This window comes from Desulfobulbus rhabdoformis (assembly GCF_016919065.1).
Taxonomy (GTDB): Bacteria; Desulfobacterota; Desulfobulbia; order Desulfobulbales; family Desulfobulbaceae; genus Desulfobulbus; species Desulfobulbus rhabdoformis.
Map to the genome: position 1 here is coordinate 38,935 of NZ_JAFFQA010000025.1, position 22,195 is coordinate 61,129.

The window sequence follows — 22,195 nt, forward strand, 5'->3', positions numbered from 1 at the left end:
CATATGTGACCTGAACGATTAATTTTTCATGGTTGCCTGTAACGCCGCAGTTTTTGCGGAGTGATTGGAGGCACCATCTTTTTATTTTTAGGGCGCCACTTGTACGGTAGACGCATTTTCGGGACTGGTTTTCCCGTTTTTTTACTCCAGCAGAAGAGGAGCACGCATGCAGCAAAAAACTATTCCCACGGCCCTGACTTTTGACGATGTCCTTCTGGTTCCAGGAGCTTCAGAAGTATTGCCTTCTCAAGTATCTTTGAAGACTCGCCTGACTCGAAAACTCGACCTGCAGTCGCCCCTGTTGAGTGCGGCAATGGATACGGTGACCGAGCACCAGACGGCAATCGCCATGGCCCGGGAAGGTGGAGTCGGCATAATCCACAAAAATATGACCATCAGGCAGCAGGCTCGAGAAGTCGAACGGGTGAAAAAGTCTGAATCAGGTATGATTGCAGATCCCATTACGGTTTCTCCGTTTCAGAGTGTTGCCGAGGTGCAGCAGATCATGCGCACTTATCGCATCTCGGGGCTGCCGGTCATCGAAGGCGACAAGTTGGTGGGCATTGTGACCAACCGCGACCTGCGTTTTGTCTCCGATGACGGCTTGCGGGTCAACGATGTCATGACCTCCAAAAACCTGGTTACGGCTCCGGTTGGCATTGATTTGCCGCACTGTAAGGCCCTGCTCCACGAGCACCGTATTGAAAAATTGTTGATTGTTGATGAAAATGGTCGTCTCCAAGGATTGATCACCATCAAGGATATCGAGAAAATCAAGCAGTATCCCAACGCGGCTAAAGATGGCTATGGCCGTTTGCTGGCTGGAGCCGCTCTCGGGGTCAGCCCGGACATGATGAGACGCGCCGAAGCGCTGGTCAAGGCAAGTGTGGATGTGGTTGTCCTGGATTCAGCCCATGGCCATTCAGCGGGCATTCTCCAGGCCTTGCGGGAAGTGAAGACAAGCTTTCCCGACCTGCAGGTCATTGCAGGCAATATTGCAACACCTGAAGGTGTCGAGGCGTTGATTGATGCCGGTGCGGATGCAGTTAAAGTTGGTGTTGGACCTGGTTCCATCTGTACCACCCGAATTGTTGCCGGTGTCGGTGTGCCCCAGTTGACCGCGCTGAAAAACTGTGTGGCCGCTGCCTCCAAACACAATGTTCCTGTGATCGCAGATGGTGGCGTCAAGTTCTCTGGCGATGTCTGCAAGGCCCTGGGAATAGGCGCGGATGCGGTTATGATTGGGTCGCTCTTTGCCGGAACGGATGAAACACCGGGAGAAACGTTCCTCTACCAGGGGCGTAAATACAAAGGGTACCGTGGTATGGGCTCCATCGGCGCCATGCGTGAAGGTTCTTCTGATCGCTACTTCCAGGATAGAGAGAGCAGTAAACTTGTCCCTGAAGGTATTGAAGGTAAAGTCCCCTATCGTGGACCAATTTCCGAGATGGTCTACCAACTGCTTGGTGGTCTGCGTTCAGGAATGGGCTATGTCGGTGCGGCGACCATCGCGGAGCTCCATGAGAAAGCACAATTCGTGCAGATCTCTACAGCCGGACTGCGCGAGTCTCACGTGCATGACGTTATTATCACCAAGGAAGCCCCGAACTATCGGACTGAAGGTCTTTAAACCCGAATTTCTCATGGACATTTTGTCTCATTTTGAGAAAAAGACGGGGACGCAAGTCTCTTGCCTGATGAGAAATACGGGCTAAACCCAATCTGTGATGAGCCCGGTTGCTCAACAGCGTTTTTCTTTTAAAGGGAACAATTTCTTGCAAAGGATGCGACTGTTGAGCGCTCCCCATCGCCTCTTAGAGAGCCCGGTGCGTTTCTTTGTTTTTCAACCCTTATTCATAGGTAGCCATGTCCACGCATACGCAGAAAATCATCATTCTTGACTTTGGTTCGCAGACAACTCAACTGATAGCACGTCGAATTCGCGAACAGAAGGTCTACAGTGAAATCCACCCCTACACCCTTGAACTTGACCGGCTCAGGGACATGCAGCCAACCGGTATTATTCTTTCCGGTGGTCCGGCGAGTGTGTACGATGAGGACGCACCAATCAGCGATCCGGGGATCTATGATCTTGGCGTGCCAGTCTTGGGTATCTGTTATGGTGCTCAACTGATGACCGTGCAACAGGGCGGTCGAGTTGAAAAGGCCGAAAAACGGGAGTTTGGCAAAGCCGAGCTCACGGTTGAATACACCGGGGGGCTTTTTGCCGGCATGGAGGTCGCTCCGGCCCATCATCAGGTCTGGATGAGTCATGGGGATCGTATTGAAGAGTTGGCACCCGGCTTTGTGGTCTCTGCCACCAGTGGTCATTCCCCCTATGCCGCCATCCGCCATGCTGAAAAACCCTTTGCCGGCGTTCAATTTCACCCGGAGGTGGCGCATACCCTGATCGGTACCGATATCCTGCGGAATTTTATCTTTGGCCTCTGCAACTGTACGCCCGATTGGACCATGCATTCCTTCATCGATGCGACGGTTGCCGAGATTCGTGCCAAGGTCGGTTCCGACAAGGTTATTTGTGCCCTCTCTGGTGGCGTCGATTCTTCGGTGGTTGCCGCCATGGTGCATCGAGCTATCGGTAATCAGTTGACCTGTATTTACGTGAATAATGGCCTGATGCGTACCGGTGAGTCAGAGGCCATTCTCCGTTTTTTTCGCGAGAAAACGGATCTCAACGTCATTGATGTCGATGCAAGTGAGTATTTTCTCAAGCAGCTCGACGGCATTGCCGACCCTGAAGAGAAACGCAAACGCATCGGCTATGGGTTTATTGAAATCTTTGAGGCTGAGGCCAAGAAACTTGGTGATGTTCGCTACCTGGCACAGGGAACCCTGTACCCGGATGTGATCGAGTCGGTGGTTTTTCGTGGAAAAGCTCCTATCAAGTCCCATCATAATGTAGGCGGCTTGCCTGAGCGCATGCAGCTGGAGTTGATTGAGCCGCTGCGTGAGCTGTTTAAAGATGAGGTGCGTGAACTCGGATTAGAACTCGGGTTGCCAGAGGAGGCGATTTATCGTCAGCCCTTCCCTGGACCGGGGCTCGGAATCCGCATCATGGGCGGCATCAGTGCAGAGCGGCTTAATATTCTGCGTCAGGCCGATGTGATCGTGCTTGAGGAAATGAAGGATAGTGGCTGGTACCGCAAAGTATGGCAGTCTTTTGCCGTCCTGCTGCCGATTCAGACCGTCGGCGTTATGGGGGACGGCCGGACCTACGAACACGTGATAGCCCTGCGTTGTGTGGATAGCAGGGATGCCATGACGGCTGACTGGTCGCACCTGCCCTACGAATTGCTGGGAAGGATCTCCAATCGCATTATCAATGAGGTCCGCGGGGTTAATCGTGTGGTCTACGATATCTCCTCAAAACCACCGTCCACCATCGAGTGGGAGTAAAAACAGCGAGTCCAGGCTTGCTCCCTCGCAGGCCTTCGCTGGCTTTGTCTACAGCGACATTAACCGATCCCGCACTTTGTAGCGGGGTCGGTTTCTTTCTTCTCTTTTTTGGTTGTGCAGTGGTCCTGCGCTCCGGCGTATCATTGATGGACCGTTTAAAAAAAAGGGCGGAGAGCTTTTTCACCTTCAAGCTCTTGCTGCCTGTCTGAAAATTCCTCCTTTTTTCGCTTGTTCGAACAAATTGAAAAATTCCATGCTCAAAACAGCTATTTACGTTGATGCAGAAAACATTAAAATGAGCGGTGGCTACGGCATGCGCTATGATGTGCTTGTCGACCTGGCCAATAACCATAATTCCGTGATGCTGAGGGCCAACTGCTATTTGGCCGAGGATCACGAGCGGACCCAACGCGATAGCGAATATCGGCAGAAGGTCTACTCCTACCATAATATTCTTCGTCAATGCGGTTTTAAGATTATAAAAAAATATGTGCGCCGGTTCAAAGACGAGGACGGGAATATCACCACCAAGGCCAACGCCGATATGGACCTGGCCATCGATGCCCTGTTGCAGGCCCGAAATCTGGACCGCATAATTCTCTTGACCGGTGACGGTGATTTTCTCCGGCTGATTATTGCCCTGCAGAACATGGGCTGCCGCGTTGAGGTCATTGGGTTTCACAACGTCAATAAAGAGTTGCGCGAGGTGGCCGACTCGTATATTTCCGGCTTCCTTGTCCCTGGGTTGCTGCCCATTGCCGGAAGCCATGGCGAAAACGGCGAGCAGTGGCAGCGGGGAACCGTGGCCAACTTTAACCAGGAGCGGGGCTTTGGTTTTTTCCGTTATTACCGCCTGGAGAATAACTCGCTGGAATCAGAGACCGTGTTTTTTCATCTTTCCAAGTCAACTCTCGGCTCAGACCATTTTTTCCAGGAATCCCACCGGATTTTTGAATTTCGGGTGGTGGAAAACCCGGCCAACGATAACCGTTCGGAAGCCTGGGATATCCGACTGATCAAGGAAAATTGATTATGACGGTCTTGGCAAGCCTCCCTTACAGAATTCATTTTCCCCCTGAAGAACTCCGTTGAAGATGCTGCTTGCCGGTGATATTGGCGCCACCAAAACGGTGCTTGCTCTCTACGAGCGTTGGCCAGGTAAACCGATACGGCAACAACGTTTTCTGAATGCGGACTACAGCTCTTTTCTCCCGCTGGTCGAGGAGTTTTTAGCCAAGAGTGAGGTGCGACCAGATATCGGCTGTCTCGGCATTGCCGGACCGGTGGTCGCGGGGCAGGTACAGATGACCAATCTGGACTGGTCCCTGGAAGCAGCTCTGCTGCGCAAGCAGCTTGGGCTTGAGCAGATGCACCTGATTAACGATCTGGTGGCAACGGCCTTTGGTGCGGTCCATCTGCCGCTCACCGAACTCCGTTCTCTTCAGGCGGGACGGGAAGATGCGCAAGCCGTGCAAGCTGTTATTGCTCCAGGAAGCGGTCTTGGCGAGGGGTTTTTGCTTCCCTGGCAGGGGAGGTATTTGCCCTGCGCCTCAGAAGGGGGGCATGCGAGTTTTGCTCCAAGAAATGCGCTGCAGGTAGAGCTGCTGACCTTTATGCAGAGAGAACGAAGGCATGTCTCGGTGGAGCAGGTCTGCTCCGGTCTGGCATTGCCTGATTTGTTCGCCTTCATGTCCACCCACTATACGGTGCCACTTTGGTTGCGGCAGCAGCTTGAGCAGGTGTCTGACCAGACCCCTCTTATCGTCACGGCGGCTCTGGAGGCATTCAATGGTTCTCGAGAATGCCCGGTTGCCTGGGAAACCCTGCAGCTTTTTTTTGATATTCTGGCAGATGAGGCGGCCAATCTGGTCCTGAAGACCATGGCCTTTGGCGGTCTTTTTCTGGGGGGAGGGCTTGCTGCCCGCGTTCATGGTGCCCTTGATGTAAAGCGCTTTCGTGCTTTGTTTTCTCGGGGGACTTATCAAGAACGACTCGCCCAGGTACCGATACGGATTATTCTGAACGCGGATACTGCCCTTGTGGGGGCTGCTGCCTATGGGGCACTGGCTGCCTGAGGCCCCCCAACCAAAGGCCGGGACAAGCACGTCAGGGCAGGGCGCTATTTTCAGCTTTCACTGTCCTTTTGTCGCAGCGGGCAGTTCCAGCAGCTGCAGATAGAGTTCTCGGCTTATCCAGGCATCGGTTGCCGCATAGTGAATCTGCTGGGGGGTGAGTTCCGGCTTGGACCAGTTGGAGGTGCGAGCTGTCTTGGATATACGGACGCCGCAGACCAGAGCGGCAAGACCGCGTAACCCCTGATTGCGGATGTTACGCAGGCGGGCCATGCGTGCCAGGTCCACAAAACCGGCCGGGGAAAAGGGAGCAATGGATTGCAGGTTCAATAGATCAAAGTCCGGCGCAACGCCCGCTTTGACAATGGATCTTTTTTCCAGGGTGGCGCGAATTGACTCAGGTAAACCCGTTGTTTGCAATTGGAAGAGGTAGACTGTCTCCGCTGATGCCAACTGGAGCAGACTTGGTTTGAATTTCTGCCCTTTTTTAAAAGCCGGTCGGGTTTCCGTATCAAAACCAAGGATAGTACACCCTTGCAGCGCTTGAGTTGCCTGCTCAACTTCCTCCGCCGTTGTTATCAGTTGAACTGCTCCCTGCCATCTGGCCAGGGGAAGTTCATTAATAGCTTCTTTGCTGATTTTTCTTCCACCACTAGGGCGTCCTTGAGAAACCAGTGGTTCACTGCTGACTAACACAACGTACCTCAATACCTCTCAGCATTCGAAAGCCATAAAAAGGCACTCGATATGCTTTTTTCTTTCCTGCCATTTCTGGCTCATCAGCGATACTCTGCACCCTCTGTCCCCATGGGGGCAGGGTGACCATCTATTACCTTCATTATACCCGTTTTGAAACAATTTGGAGAACTCGTCTCTCCTTATTAACCTGTGGTTGTCCCCCCTCTACTTCATTTCTTACGTTATGTCATGTTCTTTTGCCTGTTTTTGTCATTCTGGTATGGGATGGGACAATTTTGCACAGCTTGTTGCGGCATGGTCTTAAATGATTCAATTGTGCAACATGATGAGGTGTATATTTACAAAAAAGAAATAAAAGAGACTGGCTGTGGTTCAGTCAGGCCTGAGCGGCAAATAGAATCGGCACGTGGGCGGTGCTCGTCTCTGTCGCGCTGTGCAGCCGAGGAGAAGTTGGGGAAATGCCTGGGGAAAAGGGATACAGGGGAGTAGTTGTAAGCTGGGTACCACAATGTGTAAGGGGGATCGCCGCGTGTTTTACCGATTGGAAACGGGAAGATAACCTAGGAATACTTTTTGCAGCTTCCTGTGCAAGATACTCGTAGAGGGAGGGCCGGATTGTTCCCGGATACTGAGGGGCTGGGCAGTGAGATTATAGGCTTGCTGATGGTTTAATTGTATCTGAATCCATGAGAGCATTCATCGGTGCGTCAGTTTCGTTGTTCATGATTCGAATGTTGTCCATGGAGCACCGCCCTCAGGGGGAACGTCCGGAACCCAGAAGTATCGCTTGAGCTATTTATAAACAGATGGTCCCGTTGCTCTGCCCGTAAAGGATACAATCCTGGGCGCTCTCATGCGCTGTCAGGCTGACTCAGGGGGCCAAGTGGTTACGCAAAAGGATATGAATACAAATACACCTTCCTATGATCCTCCAGTGGATGCCAACAGCACCGCAGCTTTAGAGGTGCAGGCACTTTACAATATCGTTAACCTTATCGGGTCGGCCGTCCACTTGGATACGGCGCTTTCCTCAGTACTGAAAGTACTGCATGATACCCTGCGAATGGAGCGGGCCACCTTGGCCTTGTTGGACGAGACGGGGCGGCATTTGACCATCCGCGCTTCTTACGGACTCAGTGTCGAGGAGGAGCAGCGGGGGGTCTATGGGCTGGACGAAGGAATTTACGGGCAGGTGTTCAGTACCGGTTCTCCCTTTGTTGTGCCCGATGTGCACAGCGAGCCACTGTTTTTAAACAGGACCGGTTCACGTCCCTCTATTTCAAAGACCAAAATTTCGTTTATCGGCGTGCCTGTCATGCTCTCAGGGGCTGCAGTTGGTGTGCTGAGTGTGGACAGGCTCTTTGATTCCGATATTTCCTTTGAAGAGGATGTGCGTTTTTTAACGGTTCTCTCTACCCTGATTGCCCAGTTTCTCAGCCTGAACCGGGCCATTCGTCAGGACAGGGAGCAGTTGGTTCAGGAAAATCTGAGTTTGAAAGAAAAACTCCATGGCCGGTATCACCGCCATCAGATCATTGGGCAGTCCAAGGCCATGCAGGAGGTCTACTGGTCCATTGAACGGGTTGCGCCATCAAGCGCTACAGTCCTGCTGTTAGGGGAATCGGGGACAGGAAAAGAGCTGGTGGCTCGGGCCGTGCATGATGCCAGTCCGCGGAAGAATGAGGCCTTCATCAAAGTCAACTGTGCGGCCCTGCCAGAGAATCTCTTGGAGAGCGAACTCTTTGGGCACGAGAAGGGGGCCTTTACAGGCGCGGTGGTCGCCCGAATCGGTCGTTTTGAGCAGGCGGATCATGGAACAATTTTTCTTGATGAAATCGGTGAATTACCCCTGTTGCTCCAGGCAAAGTTGCTTCGCGTGCTCCAGGAACAGCAGTTTGAGCGTCTTGGGGGATCACGCACTCTGGAGGTGGATGTACGCATCATTGCCGCAACCAATGTCAGCCTTGAGCGGGCCGTCGCTTTGGGGACCTTCCGAAACGACTTGTATTATCGTTTAAACGTGGTACCCATCAATCTGCCCCCTCTGCGTAAGCGCCGCGACGATATCCCGCTGCTCCTTGATCATTTTCTTCGGTCTAGTAACAAGCGAAACGAAAAGAACCTGCGTATGTCTCGTGAGTTTCTCGATTTTCTCACCGATTACAACTGGCCGGGAAATGTGCGCGAGTTGCAAAACCTGGTCGAGCGGATGGTCATTCTGGCAAGTGGTGATGTGCTTACGGTGGAAGAACTCCCCGAATATATGACCAGTCCGGATTCCGGTCGAATTCCACCGGCGATGGAAACGGTGTTGCCGCCATCTGCTGCACCGCAGGCGGCAACGGCCCAGCCAACAGGAAGAAAATCTCTTAAAGATCTTGAACGGGAACAGGTGGAATCGGCCCTGATTCGAAACGGTTGGGTCCAGTCACGGGCGGCACGGGAGTTGGGGCTGACCCAGCGGCAGATGGGATATCGGATGAAGAAATTTAACCTGCAGCGCCCTGAATTTTAACACGATGCAAAGGGGGCGAACGTGTATTGTGCACATGTGTCAACGCGGCGTGTTGCCATCCGCTTTCACTGCGGCATGGTCGCATCCAGCTCCTGGCGAATCGCCATTCCCAGGGTGTTGATCATATAGGGTTTTTTGATGTAGCGTCCAACCCCTATACGGATGGCTTCGGTAACACGGGTGGTTTCGGAAAAACCGCTGGTAATAATCGCCGCCTGTTCAGGGACAAGGGATTTGATGCTGCGGTAGGTATCAAATCCATCCATTCCCTCACCTAAAATCATATCCAGCAGCAGGAGGTCAAAGCGTTCTTTGCGGGCAAGATCAAGCGCCTGCTCACCACTTTCTGCGGTTGTGACCCTGTACCCCAGTTCGGTGAGGATAGTCGAGGCAATCTCCCGTTGCTCGAAAATATCGTCAACGACCAGGATGTGCTCTCCTTTCCCCTGATAGTCGTCAAGGCGTGGGGCCTGGGGATGTTGGGCACGGCTTTGGTCTGTCACTGGGAAATAAAGGCTGAATACAGTCCCGTTGGCTGAACTTTCGCAGTCAATATAACCTCCGTGGTCTTTCACCGTCCCCCAGACAACGGCCATGCCCAGGCCGGTTCCGCTGGTCCCCATTCGCTTACTGGAAAAAAACGGTTCAAAAATCTTTTCCAGGTCTTCCGGGGCAATACCACAGCCCTGATCTTTTATTTGCAACACGACATAATCGCCCTCACTGATGTTCTCGTAGAGTTTCTGTGAGCTGTCCAGGTAGCGGTTCTCCGTGCTGATGTGAATCTCTCCTCCTTGCTCCATGGACTCGGCCGCGTTGGCGATCAGGTTCATGATCGTTTTTGCGAGATGGACCGGAGAGCCAAGGATCGGCAGGAGATCAGGGGCAAAGGTTGTGTGTATCTTGAGCTGGAGATGGTGCGACTGTAGCAGTTGAAATTCCGGGCTTGAAAGGTACTCTTCCAGCAGCTGGTTGAGGTTCACCGGTTCTCGTACGTTGATGCCCCGCCTGGCAAGCGTCAACAGGTCCTGGACAATGGCCGCCGCCTTTTCTCCGGATTCCTTTATGGTGCGCAGCGCTGGGTACATGGGATGGTTGGGAGGAAGTTTAATTAAAAGCAGGTCCGGATAGCTGACAATGCCCGAGAGAATGTTGTTGAGGTCGTGGGCCACACCTCCGGCCAGGGTGCCAATCATTTCCAGCTTTTCTGCGCGTACCAGTCGCTCTTCTGCTTTTTGCCGTTCCCCTATCTCCTTTTGTAGTTCCTGGCTGCGCTGTTCGATGATTTTTTCCAGGTTCTCCTGGTGATGGGCCAGAGCTTCTTCGGTGTTGCGACGAACTTGTATTTCTTCATTGAGGGTACTGACGGTTTTGTCCAGCTGGTCAATCATGATGTTGAAGGAGTCTGTCAGCTCGGAGATCTCGTCAGGAGTGCCCGTCGAGCGTGCTATGCGCTGTGAGAAGTCGCCCTGACGGACTGTCATGGTTACGCGGAGCATGTCCTGGAGTCGATGGACGATGACCTGCCGAAACAAGGCAATAATAAGGGCTGCGAGGATGCAGAGCACAAGAACCGCTCCCAGCGTGTTGATACGGAAGATGTGGGCAATGGGTTCCAGGGTTTGATCCAGGGCCTGCTCAATGACAAAGATCCACCGGGTGCGCTCAAGGTGCTGGAAGACGGTGAGTACGCCGCCATTGTGTTCATTGTGGACGAATTGGCCACTGCTGGTCGCGTAGAGACGATTGAAGGTGGTCTCGGATTCCTGGGCAAACAGGTGCTGTCCAATATCACGGGAGCTGCCCAAGAGCTTGCGGTCGCCGTCAATGAGAAAGGCATAGCCAAATTGTTTGACTTTAAAATCATCGAGAAACAGGGCGTTGAACAGGGAGAAGTCTATTACTCCGCCAAGAACCCCAACAATGGTATCTCCGGAGCGAACCGGAGTGGCAACGGTAAAGGTCTTGTGATCGGAGAAACGGCTGATGATAACATCGGAAAGGGTGGTTTTCCCTTGAAGCGCTTCCTGAAAGTACGGGCGGTCTGCGAGAAGGATTCCACTCACGCTTTCAGACGAGTGGGGCGCTATGGCCACAAATTCCCCGTGGATGTCGGTGAGAAAGATCGACTCATATTGCTGGTAGCCTGCTTTCAGGTTGGTCAGGAGTTCCTGGGCCCCCTGTCGGGCGCTGCGGCCATAATAGCCCCCCTCGGTCAGAGCTTCGACGATCACATCCTGCCGGGACCAGGCACCAACGTCTATCATTCGAGCCTGCAACCAGCTGTCGATCAGCTTTGCAGAAAGCACGACCTCCCGATCAAGTCGCTTGGAGAGTTCCTCGCGGACAATAGTTCGAGCATTCCAATGCTCCATGACCAGGATAGCTGTTAAGCCGATGGCGATGATAACCACCGTGGGCAGGAGAATTTTTCGACTCAGGCTTGGTGGCATAATCAACGAATAACAACTTCTGCACGTTTGATAATGGAGTAGGGGATTTGAATGCCGAGCTGTTCTGCCGTTCGCAGGTTCAGCTGAATCCTCCCCTGATCCGTTGGCCGCACCGGAATCTCTGCAGGGCGTTTTCCCTCAAGAATTCTTTTGGCGATTGTGGCGGCAGCCACCCCTTGCTCGTGCATGGAAACTGAGATCGCGCAGAGTACGCCAGAAGTTGCTGCGCTATCAAAAAAACCCACGGTGGGGAGATGATAGCTCTTGTTGATGATATCGATTAATTCCTGCTCCGAAACCTTGGTGGAGTCTGTTTTGCTTCGGGTGATGGTGCGGAGAACATAAAGGCCTATCGCGTCGACTTGATTATGGTATTGCTCCAGGGTTTCCTGCCATTCCTGGAGTGTCAAAGGTTGTCTATAGGCCACCACCGTCACCGGTAGGGAGAGCGACTTGCTATAGTTGATCGTGGGGTCTGTGGTCGCTGATTTGTCGGCCATGATCAGGATACGCTTGATATCCGGCTTGATTTTTAAGAGCAGTTCGATACTTTCCTGAATGTTGGGGCGCTCAAGTACGCCGGTGACGTTCTCGGCTGGATAACCGTATTCTTCCGGTTCTTTGTTGACCCCGCTGAAGACGAACCAGGGGGGACCTGGTTTGTCGACATACTCTTTGGCAAAATATTTTTGGGCATTATCATCCATGGCAAGGACCACATCGGGGCGGAGCTGCCTGACCAGTTCTTTGGCTTTCTCACCAGTTTTGAGCTTCCAACTCTCTTTGGTGTGGCGTTTTGTATCCATATAGTACGAGTGGATTGCATACTCGTCCGCAGGCAAAACCTCATGAATGCCCTTATCCATCTCTGTTACATGCTCTGCCTGGCTCTTATGGTAACTATGCACCACAAGTATTTGCTTTTGATGGATATTTTTTGCAGTGACTGGAACAGCTGTACCCGTGAGGCTGGCAACCAAAAGTGTAAACAAAAGCGTTGTGCGCAACTGGAGCTTCATGACAGTGACCCAAAAAAAGTTGTTTAGGGATTCCGTATATTTGTCATGGTGGCACAGAAACCGTTGCAATGCAATGGCTTGAGAGGAAAAGTGCTATTTTCTCCAGGCGCTGTCCTGCCCTCTGATCACTCAAAAGCCGTTCCTCTTTGTTTCCCGGATGATCAAGGTCCACAGTGGTGTATGCATTGCGGAATATATGAGAGAAATGTCTGGTTTGCTTCTCTGCATCGCTGCCTATTGCGGTTGCATCAGCGCCCCCTGTTTATCCTGGAGGGATTTAGGGGCAGCGGATGTATTGCCGGAAAATAAAAGAGAAAAAACCCTTTCTTTGTGCCGCGGATTTTTCTATTCTGCAGGCATGGTAATAATTGTCGTTTCCGATGAAGCCCCAAGAGCGAGGTCGCGTATTTCCAACAGACTTGTTTTATGGTATGGGGGATCTGTGGTTTTTGACTTTTAGCGACACCATCATTATTGCTATTGCATGGAATTCATACGCGTGTCATTTTTTACTTTGATTCCGTTGTTGTGTTTGTCCTCTTTTTCAGGGCATCTTGCATAATTGTTTTTTCGACCCAGCTTGACCCTACTCGGAAAATTTTATTATCCAAGATACCCTTCAGTTTCGCTTCTGTAATCTGTTTTCTTCAAACCCTTGGTGGAGTGCAATTCCTTGAAACCGACAGATATCGAAGATCCTCAATATTTTCATAAGGTCATTGATTGCCAGTTTGCCTGTCCCGCCCACACTCCCGTTCCGGAGTATATTCGACTAATCAGCCAAAAACGCTATACCGATGCCTATATGCTCAACTGGGCCTCTAACGTTTTTCCTGGTGTTCTGGGCAGAGTCTGTGATCGTCCCTGTGAGCCTGCCTGCCGTCGAGGTCGGGTGGAAAAAGACCCCGTGGCGATATGCCGCCTCAAGCGGCTTTGTGCCGACAATCGTGACGAGGTCCTGGGGCTGCTGCCAACGATTCCAGCTGAAAAAAACGGTAAACGTATTGCGCTAATCGGTGCCGGCCCAGCCTCACTCACCGTTGCCCGGGATCTGATGCCACTTGGCTATAGCATTGATCTCTATGACGATCAGGAAAAAGGCGGTGGCTTCATGCGCAGTCAGTTACCTTCCTTTCGTCTGCCGGAAGCAGTTCTGGCCACCGAAGTCGATTATATTCTCGACATGGGAGTGACGACCCACTTCACCCAACGCGTTGAAAGCCTCCAGGCGGTGCTTGATCAAGATTATGATGCCGTTTTTGTTGGAACAGGCGCCCCCCGTGGTCGAGACTTACCGGACCTGCCCGGACGTGAGGCCGGGGCCGGTTCAATTCATGTGGGGATTGACTGGTTAGCCGGTGTTGTCTTTGGCCATGTCAATGCCATCGGGAAACGGGTCCTGGTTCTGGGAGGTGGAAATACGGCCATGGATTGTTGTCGAACAGCGCGACGCCTCGGGGGAGAGCAGGTGAGTGTGGTGGTTCGCTCACCCCGCGAGGAAATGAAAGCCTCGCCCTGGGAGATAGATGAGGCCGTGCATGAAGATGTGCCCATTATCGATAATCACGTGCCCCTGGAATTTGTGATGGGGAACAACTACCTGGTGGGGATGCGTTTTGATCGGGTACAAGCGGTCTATGATGACAACGGAAAGCGGCAGCTACGTTCAACCGGGCAGGAACCGGTTTTTATGCCCTGCGACGAAGTGCTTCTGGCTGTTGGCCAGCTCAATGCCTTTCCCTTTATCGAGAAAGAGTCCGGGGTTGCATTTACAGACAAGGGATTGCCGCAGTTGAATCCACAGACCCTGCAATCGACGCATCCCAAAGTCTTTTTTGGCGGCGATGCTGCCTTTGGCCCGCAAAATATCATTACTGCCGTGGCTCACGGGCATGAGGCCGCTATTTCGATCCATCTGCTCTGTCAAGGCCGTTCCCTGAGAGAGCGTCCGGGGCCCCAGGTGGATTTCGCCGGACAAAAGATGGGCGTGCACGACTGGCTCTATCATAACCAGGTCTCCGAGACCAACCGTCAGGCCGTTCCCATGCTCTCTAAGGCAAAAACGTTGAAAGATCGACTGCTTGAGGTTGAGTTGGGCTTTGACCGTCAGATCGGCCAGGCCGAATCCTTACGCTGTTTGAACTGCGATGTGCAGACCGTCTTTCATGCAGATTTATGTATCGAGTGCGACGGCTGTGTTGATGCCTGCCCTGAGAGCTGTATTAATTTTGTGGAAAACGGCACAGAAGAAGAACTGCGAACCCGCCTGAAGGCACCGGCAGAAAACCGGAGCCAGGATCTCTACGTTTCGGGACCACTTACCACCGGGCGTGTCATGGTCAAGGACGAGGATGTTTGCCTGCACTGCGGCATCTGTGCGGAGCGGTGTCCAACCTCGGCCTGGGAGATGCAAAAATTCCTCTTTCATCCAGCACAGGCAGAGCATATATGAAACAGTTACAAGGCGTAAACGATTTTGTGATCCGTTTTGCCAACGTTAATGGTTCCGGTTCAGCCAGTGCCAATAACCTCTTTGCCAAAGCGGTCTTTCGCATGGGGGTGCCGGTTAGCCCCAAAAATATTTTTCCTTCGAATATACAAGGGTTGCCCACTTGGTATGAGGTGCGGGTCAACGAGCAGGGCTATGTCGGGCGGCGTGGCGATATCGACATGGTGGTGGCGGTCAATGGGCAGACACTGCGGCAGGACTACGACAGCCTGGTCCCTGGTGGCTACTTTCTCTTTGACTCCTCCAAACCCTTGCCTGAGGATTTTCAACGCGACGATATTACGGTCATTGGTATTCCCCTGACCTTTCTCTGCAACGAGACCTTTGAGAATCCGCGTATGCGGCCTCTTTTGAAAAATATCATCTATGTCGGTGCGCTGGCGACCCTGCTTGATATGGAGTTGCAGGTGCTCATTGACTCAGTCAACAGGCAATTTCAAAAAAAGCCCAAGCTGGCAGAACCCAATATTCAGGCTCTGGAGCTGGGGTACGCCTATGCCCAAGAGCATCACCCCGATACATGTCAGCTCAAGGTACAGCGATCTGATAAGGTCGGAGATGCAATCATTATGGATGGCAACTCTGCCACCGCCCTGGGGGCTCTTTATGCCGGAGCCACAGTGGTTGGCTGGTATCCGATCACCCCTTCAACCTCGGTTATCGAGGCCTTTGGCCGTTATGCCGAAAAATATCGCATCGAGGCCGACACCGGACGGATCAAGGCGGCCATTGTCCAGGCGGAAGATGAGCTGGCAGCCATTGGGATTGTTATAGGAGCCTCCTGGAATGGCGCACGTGCCTTTACCGCCACATCTGGACCGGGCATCTCGCTGATGAACGAGTTTTTGGGGCTGGCCTATTTTGGCGAGATCCCGGCGGTGCTCATTGATGTACAACGGGCAGGGCCTTCAACCGGTATGCCCACCCGGACTCAGCAGTCCGATGTGCTGGAATGCGCCTATGCTTCCCATGGGGATACCAAGCATCCTCTGCTTTTTCCCTGTGATCCCCGGGAGTGTTTCGATATGACCGCCGATGCCTTTGATCTGGCCGAACATCTGCAAACCCCAGTGATGGTGATGAGTGATCTTGATCTGGGAATGAACGACCATTTTGGCCCACCATTGAGCTGGGAGACTGGCCGTAGCTATGACCGGGGCAAGGTGCTGAGCGCCGAAGAGCTCGATACGCTGACCACCCGCTGGGGACGCTACAAGGATACGGATGGTGACGGCATCTGTTACCGCACCTATCCAGGCACCCACCCGGAAAAGGGCGTCTACTTCACCCGCGGTACTTCCCGGGACGAGTACTCCGCCTACACCGAGAGTTCGGCCGCCTATCAGGCCAATATGGAACGGCTTGAACTCAAATGGGAAACCACCAAGCGGCTCCTGCCGCTGGCTCGGATTAAGACACCGTTTCCCAAGGCACGTCTGGGCGCAATCTTTTACGGCTCTACCGCGCCCGCCGCCTATGAGGCTATCGAGCTTTTGCATCAGCGCGGTATTGATATCAACACCATGCGTTTGCGGGCCTTCCCCTTTCAGCAGGAGGTGCTTGATTTTATCAATAACCATGAACTGGTTTTTGTTATTGAGCAGAATAGAGATGGTCAGATGCGTACCCTGCTGATAAATGAAGAAGGGCTGCCATCGGATAAAATGGTCCATATCGGCTGCTATGACGGTATGCCCGTGGCCAGTCGATCCCTTGTACGCGCCCTGGAAAAAGCGATGGGGGGACTCGGCATTAACCTGCAGCAGCTTTCCACCCAAGGAGGTACCCAATGACCTTCCAGCGACCGACCTTTCGTCATCCTGATCTGCCCCCCAATTCGGCGGGCTACAACCTCCGTGACTATGAGGGGGGGATCTCGACACTCTGTGCCGGCTGTGGGCATGACTCTATCTGTGGTGCCATTATTCAAGCCTGCTTTGAACTTGCCATCCCACCTCATCAGCTTGTCAAAATGTCGGGGATCGGCTGTTCCTCCAAGACCCCAGCGTATTTTTTGGGAAAATCCCATGGCTTTAACTCGGTGCATGGGCGTATGCCTTCCATTGCCACCGGCGCCAACATGGCCAATCGAGATCTGGTGTATCTTGGTGTCTCAGGTGATGGCGATACCGCCTCCATCGGTATGGGCCAGTTTGTCCATGCGGTACGCAGGAACCTCAATATGGTCTACATTGTGATGAACAACGGTTGCTATGGCCTGACCAAAGGCCAGTATTCAGCCACCGCCGATAAGGGGACCAAAAGTAAAAAGGGCAGCGTCAATGCTCTGGAGTCCATTGATCTCTGCGAGCTTGCCATTCAGCTTGGGGCCGGATTTGTGGGCCGCAGTTTTTCCGGCGATAAAAAACAGCTGGTCCCGATGATTAAGGCCGGGCTTGCCCACAAGGGGCTCTCCTTTATTGATGTCATCTCCCCCTGTGTCACCTTCAACAACAACCCTGAATCAACCAAGAGTTATCACTGGGTCCGTGAGCACAGCGAGGCCACCAACACCTTTGATTTTGTTCCCTTTCGCCAGACCATTACCACAGAGTATGAGGATTCTGTTGATCAGGAGGTTCGCCTCCATGATGATTCGGTGATTCACCTGCATAAGCATGAAAATACACCGGATGTCACCGACCGTCGCCAGGCCATTGATAATCTGGAAGATCATAAGGCCGAAGGCGTTATTCTCACCGGTGTCTTGTACGTGAACCCTGAATCAGCCGATACCCATGATATCCTCAATACCAGTGAAAAATCTTTTAATTCCATGGGGGTAGAGGACCTCTGTCCCGGTGGGGACGTGCTTGCCAAAATTAACGAAAGCTATCGTTGAGCCGCTATGGAACCTGAATCCGTGAGTATCCATCGGTGCGTTAGTTTCGTCGTCAAGGATTCAGATGGAAGACCAGCCTGCACGTGCCCGCGTCATGGGCCGCGCCGCTGATCTTCAAGATTCCCTCAAGAGGAATACTATCCGGGGAGCTTTGTATTGCCTGTGTACTGTAAGAAACTTCGATTGCTTTATCTCTGGGCGGGGTTAGCCCTGGTCGCCTGTACAGATCCATCCTCTGTTGCCCAGACTGCGCAGGAGCCAAAGCCGCAAATTGCCCCCCAGCAGGTCATGCGCTCATTTGGTCCCGGGCAGGGCGTGAGATTGACACGGGAACCCTGTGTGGGCAGCTATTACAGCGATCGACTCAGTGGAGATTTTGCAGGTTATATCAAGCTTGAACGCTTCATTGAGCAGATGGTCAATGAACACGGGTTTGAGCGGGAATACCTGCTGGGGCTTTTTTCCCAGGCAAAGCGGAAGGATTGGACCCTCAACTACTTTGCACGTAGTGATAAGCGCAGTAAAAAGCCCCTTTCTCCAGGGAGTTGGTCCCGATATCGGGCCAAATTCCTTGGCCAGGAGCGGATCGGGCGGGCGGTCGCCTTTGGCAGGCGACACAAGACAGCATTGGCTCAGGCATCTGAGGAATACGGGGTGCCAGGGGAATACATTCTGGGCATCATGGCTGTGGAGACCAGTTTTGGCAAACATCTGGGCACTCATCGGGTGCTTGATGCCTTAACGACACTGGGCTTTGATTATGCCCGGCGGGGCGCTTTTTTTCGGGATGAACTCCGGCAATTTTTGTTGATGGCCCGTAGCGAAAAGTTGGATCCGAGTACACCCAAGGGTTCCTTTGCCGGAGCCATGGGGCTTGGACAGTTTATGCCCAGCAGTTTTCGCAAATGGGCTGTTGATTTTAACCGTGACGGCCATCGCAACCTCTGGGACCCTGAAGATACCATTGGCAGTATCGCCAACTACTTTGTCCAGCATGGCTGGCAGTCCGGCAAGCCGGTGGTGGCTCCACTCAGGATAAAAAAACCGGTGCCGCTCAAGGTGGGGTGCAACACCCGCTATTCAGTCAGAAGCCTTCAGCAGGCCGGACTGGGGTTCGCGCAATCGTTGCAGACAAAAGATGCCCTCTGCCTGCTGCGTCTTCGCTACTATAAGACCGATCAATACCTGATCGGCTATCCCAACTTTTACACCATCACCCGCTATAACCGAAGTACCCACTATGCCATGGCCGTGCACGAGTTGGCGCAGGTGATTAGGCAAAAGCTATAACCTAAATCCGTGACGGTGGGGGGCTCTGAACAGCGTCTCCTATTAATGGGGCTAAGAGTTTTAAATTAATTCATTTGTTGTTCAGCTTCACCCGCCGCCCCTTGGGGCATCTATCCGTACGTCACCTTCATTGCCTGATATATACTGATAAATGCTCACGGATTCAGGTATAAGGAAGTGGAACTCGCCTTTTTCTCATTGATCCAGGGGGAAGTCCTCTGGTGCATTACCTGCTGTAAAGGATCAAGGGGGGCAAAAAAAGGAGCAACCATCCCATGAAGATCACCACGAGGTTGGCGGTAGTTATCGGGAGTGTGATTGTGTTCGTCCTCGCCCTGACACCCTCCACGCGTGCCGAAATACGGCGCCCTGCAGTCGTCCTCATTTTAAATTCCTACCATCCTGGTTTTGTCTGGTCAGATGAAGAAGAGGCCGGAGCGATTGGGCAGTTGCGTGCGACCTTTCCTTCCGTGGATCTTCCTGTGGAATATCTCGATGCCAAGCGCTATCCCGGAGAGCGTAACCTGATTCGGATGAAGGATCTCCTGGTGGATAAGTATCAAGGGAAAAAGGTTGATTTGATTATCGCCCTTGATGATCCGGCCGTTGATATGCTCACCAAGTTTCATGCGGAACTCTTCCCTGATACGCCGGTTGTTTTTGCCGGGATAACCTCGTTGAGTCCATATGCCGACAGAGGCAGGAAAAAGATCAGCGGGGTGTTTGAGACGCAGGATTTACGCCATACCATTGATATAGCCCTCAAACTGCATCCGAAGACCACGCAGATTCTGGCTATCAGCGATATGTCAATCAGCGGTCGTGCCGCCCACAGGGCGTTAAAAGCCCTGCAGCCCCTGTATGCGGGACGGGTTACTCTTCGCTTCCTTCCCCCCTGTAGCTTCCAGGAGGCCCAAGATGCTGTCGCGGCCCTTGGGCCAACATCGATCGTTCTTCTCAATACTTACACAATTGATTCTCAGGGCGATACGCTCACGACCAGAGACAGCACACGCTTGATCGTTTCCGCAGCCAAGGTGCCGGTGTATGGCATTCATCACAACAGGCTTGGCAGCGGTATTGTCGGGGGATACCTCCTGTGCGGGTCCCGTCAGGGAAAGAAAGCGGCTGAGTTAGGCGTGCATCTGCTTGCAGGAAACAGCCCAGATCATTTTACCAAGAGTAATTTCAGTACATCCGGTGCCTTTTTCGATTACGAGCAAATGAAGCGTTTTGATATTCTTCCATCGGAATTGCCGGAGAACAGCGTTGTCATAAATCTTCCGAAATCTGTTTTTGTCACCCACCGCAAATTCGCCCTCACGGTGGTATCCGTTCTTGCTCTTCTTGTGGTTGCCGTTGTCCTGCTTGCTTTTTTTATCGTAAGTCTTATCCAGGCAAGAGCCGCACTGCGGAAAAAAACGGAAGAGCTTGATCGTATATTCAACCTCTCTTTGGATATGCTCTGTATAACCGACCAGGAGGGGCGATTTATTCGTTTGAACCCTGCCTGGAAGACCACGCTGGGGTATCCTCTTGACGAACTCCAGGGGAAGCGGTTCGTTGATCTGATCCACCCGGATGATCTTTTCGTGACGCAGGGGATCCTGGAACGGTTAAAAGGAGAAAACGTTATTGATTTCACCAGTCGTTATAGCTGTAGAGATGGAAGCTACCGCTGGATGGAATGGAGGTCGAAACCCGATAATGAATCGTTGATTTATGCCGTAGTTCGTGATGTAACCGAGCGTAAACAGATTGAGCAGTCGCTGCAGAAAAGTGAAAGCTTTCTGCGGGCTTTGTTACAGAGTGTGCCGGATCTCATTTGGCTGAAAGACGTTCATGGCGTCTTTTTGGCCTGTAATGCGACCTTTGAACGGCTGTACGGCGCAAAGGAAACAGAGATCATTGGCAAGACGGATTATGACTTTGTTGATAGGGCTCTGGCTGATTTTTTTCGCGAACATGACCGCAGGGCTATTGACGCGGGTAAGCCTGTCAGCAATGAAGAGTCGGTCACCTTTGCCGATAACGGCTCTCAGGTGCTCCTGGAAACCATCAAAACACCGATGTTCAATGAACAGGGGGAGCTTATTGGCGTGTTGGGTGTTGCCCGTGACATAACCGAACGGAAGAATGCTGAGGAGGAGAAGGTCAAGCTCAAAAGTCAGCTCCAGCAAGCGCAAAAGATGGAATCGGTTGGCCGGTTGGCAGGAGGAGTCGCTCACGATTTCAATAACATGCTCAGTGTGATTCTTGGTTATGGAGAACTGGCCTTGCAGCAGGCTCGCCCCGGTCAGAAGCTGCACACATCCTTGCAGCAGATTATGCAAGCGGCACAACATTCCGCTGAAATCACCCGGCAACTCCTCGCCTTTGCCCGCAAACAAACGATTGCCCCCCAGATCCTGGACATGAACCGTGCGGTTGAAGGCATGCTCAAGATGTTGCAGCGACTCATCGGAGAGGACATTGAGCTGGAGTGGCAGCCCGGCAAGGATGTGTGGCCTGTATTGATAGATCCCGGGCAGATTGATCAGGTTCTGGCCAACCTCTGTGTGAATGCCAGGGACGCTATTGCGGATGTGGGGAAAGTGACCATTAAAACAGGGAATGCGTCATTCGACGAAGCTGAAAGCACAACGCAGTATGGATTTCAAGCGGGAGAATATGTTTCTTTAAGCATCAGCGATACTGGAAGCGGTATGGATACGGAGATCCAGGAACATATATTTGAACCGTTTTTTACCACGAAGGTGTCCGGGAGTGGGACCGGCTTGGGACTTGCGACCGTGTACGGTATCGTTCGGCAGAACAATGGTTTTATAGACGTTTCCAGCACACCGGGACAGGGGACGACCTTTACCTTGCATTTTCCGCGAAATCAAGCCTCTGGCCTGCAGACGGAGCCGCTCAAAAAACCTCCGGCACCATGTGGGCATGAATCCATCCTCCTGGTGGAAGACGAACCCATGATTCTTGATATGGTAGCTCTCATGCTAGACAATCTGGGATACACCGTGATCTCCGCCAGAACCCCGGAGGAGGCAATCGAGCGGGCGCGTGAGCATACAGGTGATATTGATTTGCTTCTGACCGACGTGATTATGCCTGGCATGAACGGGCGCGATTTGGCCCAAGAGATTGAATCCGTGTATGCCAACCTCAAGGTCCTGTTTATGTCCGGGTACACAGCCGATGTTATCGCCCATCATGGGGTTTTGGATAATGGCGTGCATTTTATGCAAAAGCCCTTTTCCAAGGAAACGCTCGGCAGCAAAGTACGTGAGGCCTTGGCGGGACCAGAGAACTAGCCCCAGGCAGGGGACCGTCAAAAAGAAAAAGGGCGCACCGTTTGGTGCGCCCTTTTTTGTTTCAG

At 52.6% G+C, this 22,195-nt stretch carries 13 protein-coding genes; 10 read left to right on the forward strand and 3 right to left on the reverse strand.

Going from position 1 to position 22,195, the window contains the following annotated elements; genetic code table 11:
* Positions 1-166 precede the first annotated feature (166 nt).
* The 4 genes from guaB to JWJ90_RS13835 all read left to right on the forward strand — a co-directional run bounded on the left by guaB (position 167) and on the right by JWJ90_RS13835 (position 5,492).
* A complete protein-coding gene (gene guaB, locus JWJ90_RS13820; protein ID WP_205227822.1) occupies positions 167-1,630 on the forward strand; it encodes an IMP dehydrogenase in 1,464 nt (487 codons plus the stop codon).
* Positions 1,631-1,866: 236 nt separating this feature from the next.
* Positions 1,867-3,417, forward strand: coding sequence for a glutamine-hydrolyzing GMP synthase (guaA, locus tag JWJ90_RS13825; RefSeq protein WP_205227823.1), 1,551 nt, complete (start codon positions 1,867-1,869; stop codon positions 3,415-3,417).
* A 253-nt stretch (positions 3,418-3,670) separates the two neighbouring features.
* Positions 3,671-4,447: a LabA-like NYN domain-containing protein gene (locus JWJ90_RS13830; protein WP_205227824.1), complete on the forward strand. Its 777-nt coding sequence runs from the start codon at positions 3,671-3,673 to the stop codon at positions 4,445-4,447.
* 64 nt (positions 4,448-4,511) lie between these two features.
* Positions 4,512-5,492, forward strand: coding sequence for a glucokinase (locus tag JWJ90_RS13835; protein WP_240194932.1), 981 nt, complete (start codon positions 4,512-4,514; stop codon positions 5,490-5,492).
* A 57-nt stretch (positions 5,493-5,549) separates the two neighbouring features.
* On the opposite strand, the gene JWJ90_RS13840 is transcribed toward JWJ90_RS13835, so the two are convergent.
* Positions 5,550-6,185 (reverse strand): 3'-5' exonuclease family protein, encoded by a 636-nt coding sequence (locus JWJ90_RS13840; RefSeq protein ID WP_205227826.1) that lies wholly within the window; start codon positions 6,183-6,185, stop codon positions 5,550-5,552.
* 904 nt (positions 6,186-7,089) lie between these two features.
* Between JWJ90_RS13840 and nifA the strand changes: the two genes are divergently transcribed.
* Positions 7,090-8,703, forward strand: coding sequence for a nif-specific transcriptional activator NifA (gene nifA, locus JWJ90_RS13845; RefSeq protein WP_205227827.1), 1,614 nt, complete (start codon positions 7,090-7,092; stop codon positions 8,701-8,703).
* 65 nt (positions 8,704-8,768) lie between these two features.
* On the opposite strand, the gene JWJ90_RS13850 is transcribed toward nifA, so the two are convergent.
* Together JWJ90_RS13850 and JWJ90_RS13855 are read right to left on the reverse strand one after the other, a co-directional pair.
* Positions 8,769-11,156, reverse strand: a complete 2,388-nt coding sequence (locus JWJ90_RS13850; protein WP_240194933.1) for a cache domain-containing protein — start codon at positions 11,154-11,156, stop codon at positions 8,769-8,771.
* A 2-nt stretch (positions 11,157-11,158) separates the two neighbouring features.
* Positions 11,159-12,175: an ABC transporter substrate-binding protein gene (locus JWJ90_RS13855; protein ID WP_205227829.1), complete on the reverse strand. Its 1,017-nt coding sequence runs from the start codon at positions 12,173-12,175 to the stop codon at positions 11,159-11,161.
* 673 nt (positions 12,176-12,848) lie between these two features.
* On the opposite strand from JWJ90_RS13855, the gene JWJ90_RS13860 reads away from it, so the two are divergent.
* From JWJ90_RS13860 to JWJ90_RS13880, 5 genes are all read left to right on the forward strand, one after another.
* Positions 12,849-14,627, forward strand: coding sequence for an FAD-dependent oxidoreductase (locus JWJ90_RS13860; protein ID WP_205227830.1), 1,779 nt, complete (start codon positions 12,849-12,851; stop codon positions 14,625-14,627).
* Positions 14,624-16,477 carry a 2-oxoacid:acceptor oxidoreductase subunit alpha gene (locus JWJ90_RS13865; RefSeq protein WP_205227831.1) on the forward strand — a complete coding sequence of 618 codons (1,854 nt, stop codon included), beginning with the start codon at positions 14,624-14,626 and terminating at the stop codon, positions 16,475-16,477. The genes JWJ90_RS13860 and JWJ90_RS13865 overlap by 4 nt, the downstream gene beginning before the upstream one ends.
* Positions 16,474-17,526 (forward strand): 2-oxoacid:ferredoxin oxidoreductase subunit beta, encoded by a 1,053-nt coding sequence (locus tag JWJ90_RS13870; protein ID WP_205227832.1) that lies wholly within the window; start codon positions 16,474-16,476, stop codon positions 17,524-17,526. Before JWJ90_RS13865 ends, JWJ90_RS13870 begins: the two co-directional genes overlap by 4 nt.
* A 183-nt stretch (positions 17,527-17,709) precedes the next feature.
* Entirely contained in the window at positions 17,710-18,816 is a 1,107-nt protein-coding gene (gene mltB / locus JWJ90_RS13875) for a lytic murein transglycosylase B (RefSeq protein ID WP_205227833.1), read from the forward strand.
* 275 nt (positions 18,817-19,091) lie between these two features.
* Complete coding sequence (locus tag JWJ90_RS13880) at positions 19,092-22,130, forward strand: PAS domain S-box protein (RefSeq protein WP_205227834.1); 3,039 nt, start codon at positions 19,092-19,094, stop codon at positions 22,128-22,130.
* Positions 22,131-22,195 lie beyond the last annotated feature (65 nt).

Excerpts from the sequence above, each read along its gene's own strand:
- guaB (WP_205227822.1), top strand. The coding sequence starts at position 167 with ATGCAGCAAAAAACTATTCCCACGGCCCTGACTTTTGACGATGTCCTT.
- guaA (WP_205227823.1), top strand. The coding sequence starts at position 1,867 with ATGTCCACGCATACGCAGAAAATCATCATTCTTGACTTTGGTTCGCAG.
- JWJ90_RS13830 (WP_205227824.1), top strand. The coding sequence starts at position 3,671 with ATGCTCAAAACAGCTATTTACGTTGATGCAGAAAACATTAAAATGAGC.
- JWJ90_RS13835 (WP_240194932.1), top strand. The coding sequence starts at position 4,512 with ATGCTGCTTGCCGGTGATATTGGCGCCACCAAAACGGTGCTTGCTCTC.
- nifA (WP_205227827.1), top strand. The coding sequence starts at position 7,090 with ATGAATACAAATACACCTTCCTATGATCCTCCAGTGGATGCCAACAGC.
- JWJ90_RS13850 (WP_240194933.1), bottom strand. The coding sequence starts at position 11,156 with ATGCCACCAAGCCTGAGTCGAAAAATTCTCCTGCCCACGGTGGTTATC.
- JWJ90_RS13855 (WP_205227829.1), bottom strand. The coding sequence starts at position 12,175 with ATGAAGCTCCAGTTGCGCACAACGCTTTTGTTTACACTTTTGGTTGCC.
- JWJ90_RS13865 (WP_205227831.1), top strand. The coding sequence starts at position 14,624 with ATGAAACAGTTACAAGGCGTAAACGATTTTGTGATCCGTTTTGCCAAC.
- JWJ90_RS13870 (WP_205227832.1), top strand. The coding sequence starts at position 16,474 with ATGACCTTCCAGCGACCGACCTTTCGTCATCCTGATCTGCCCCCCAAT.
- JWJ90_RS13880 (WP_205227834.1), top strand. The coding sequence starts at position 19,092 with ATGAAGATCACCACGAGGTTGGCGGTAGTTATCGGGAGTGTGATTGTG.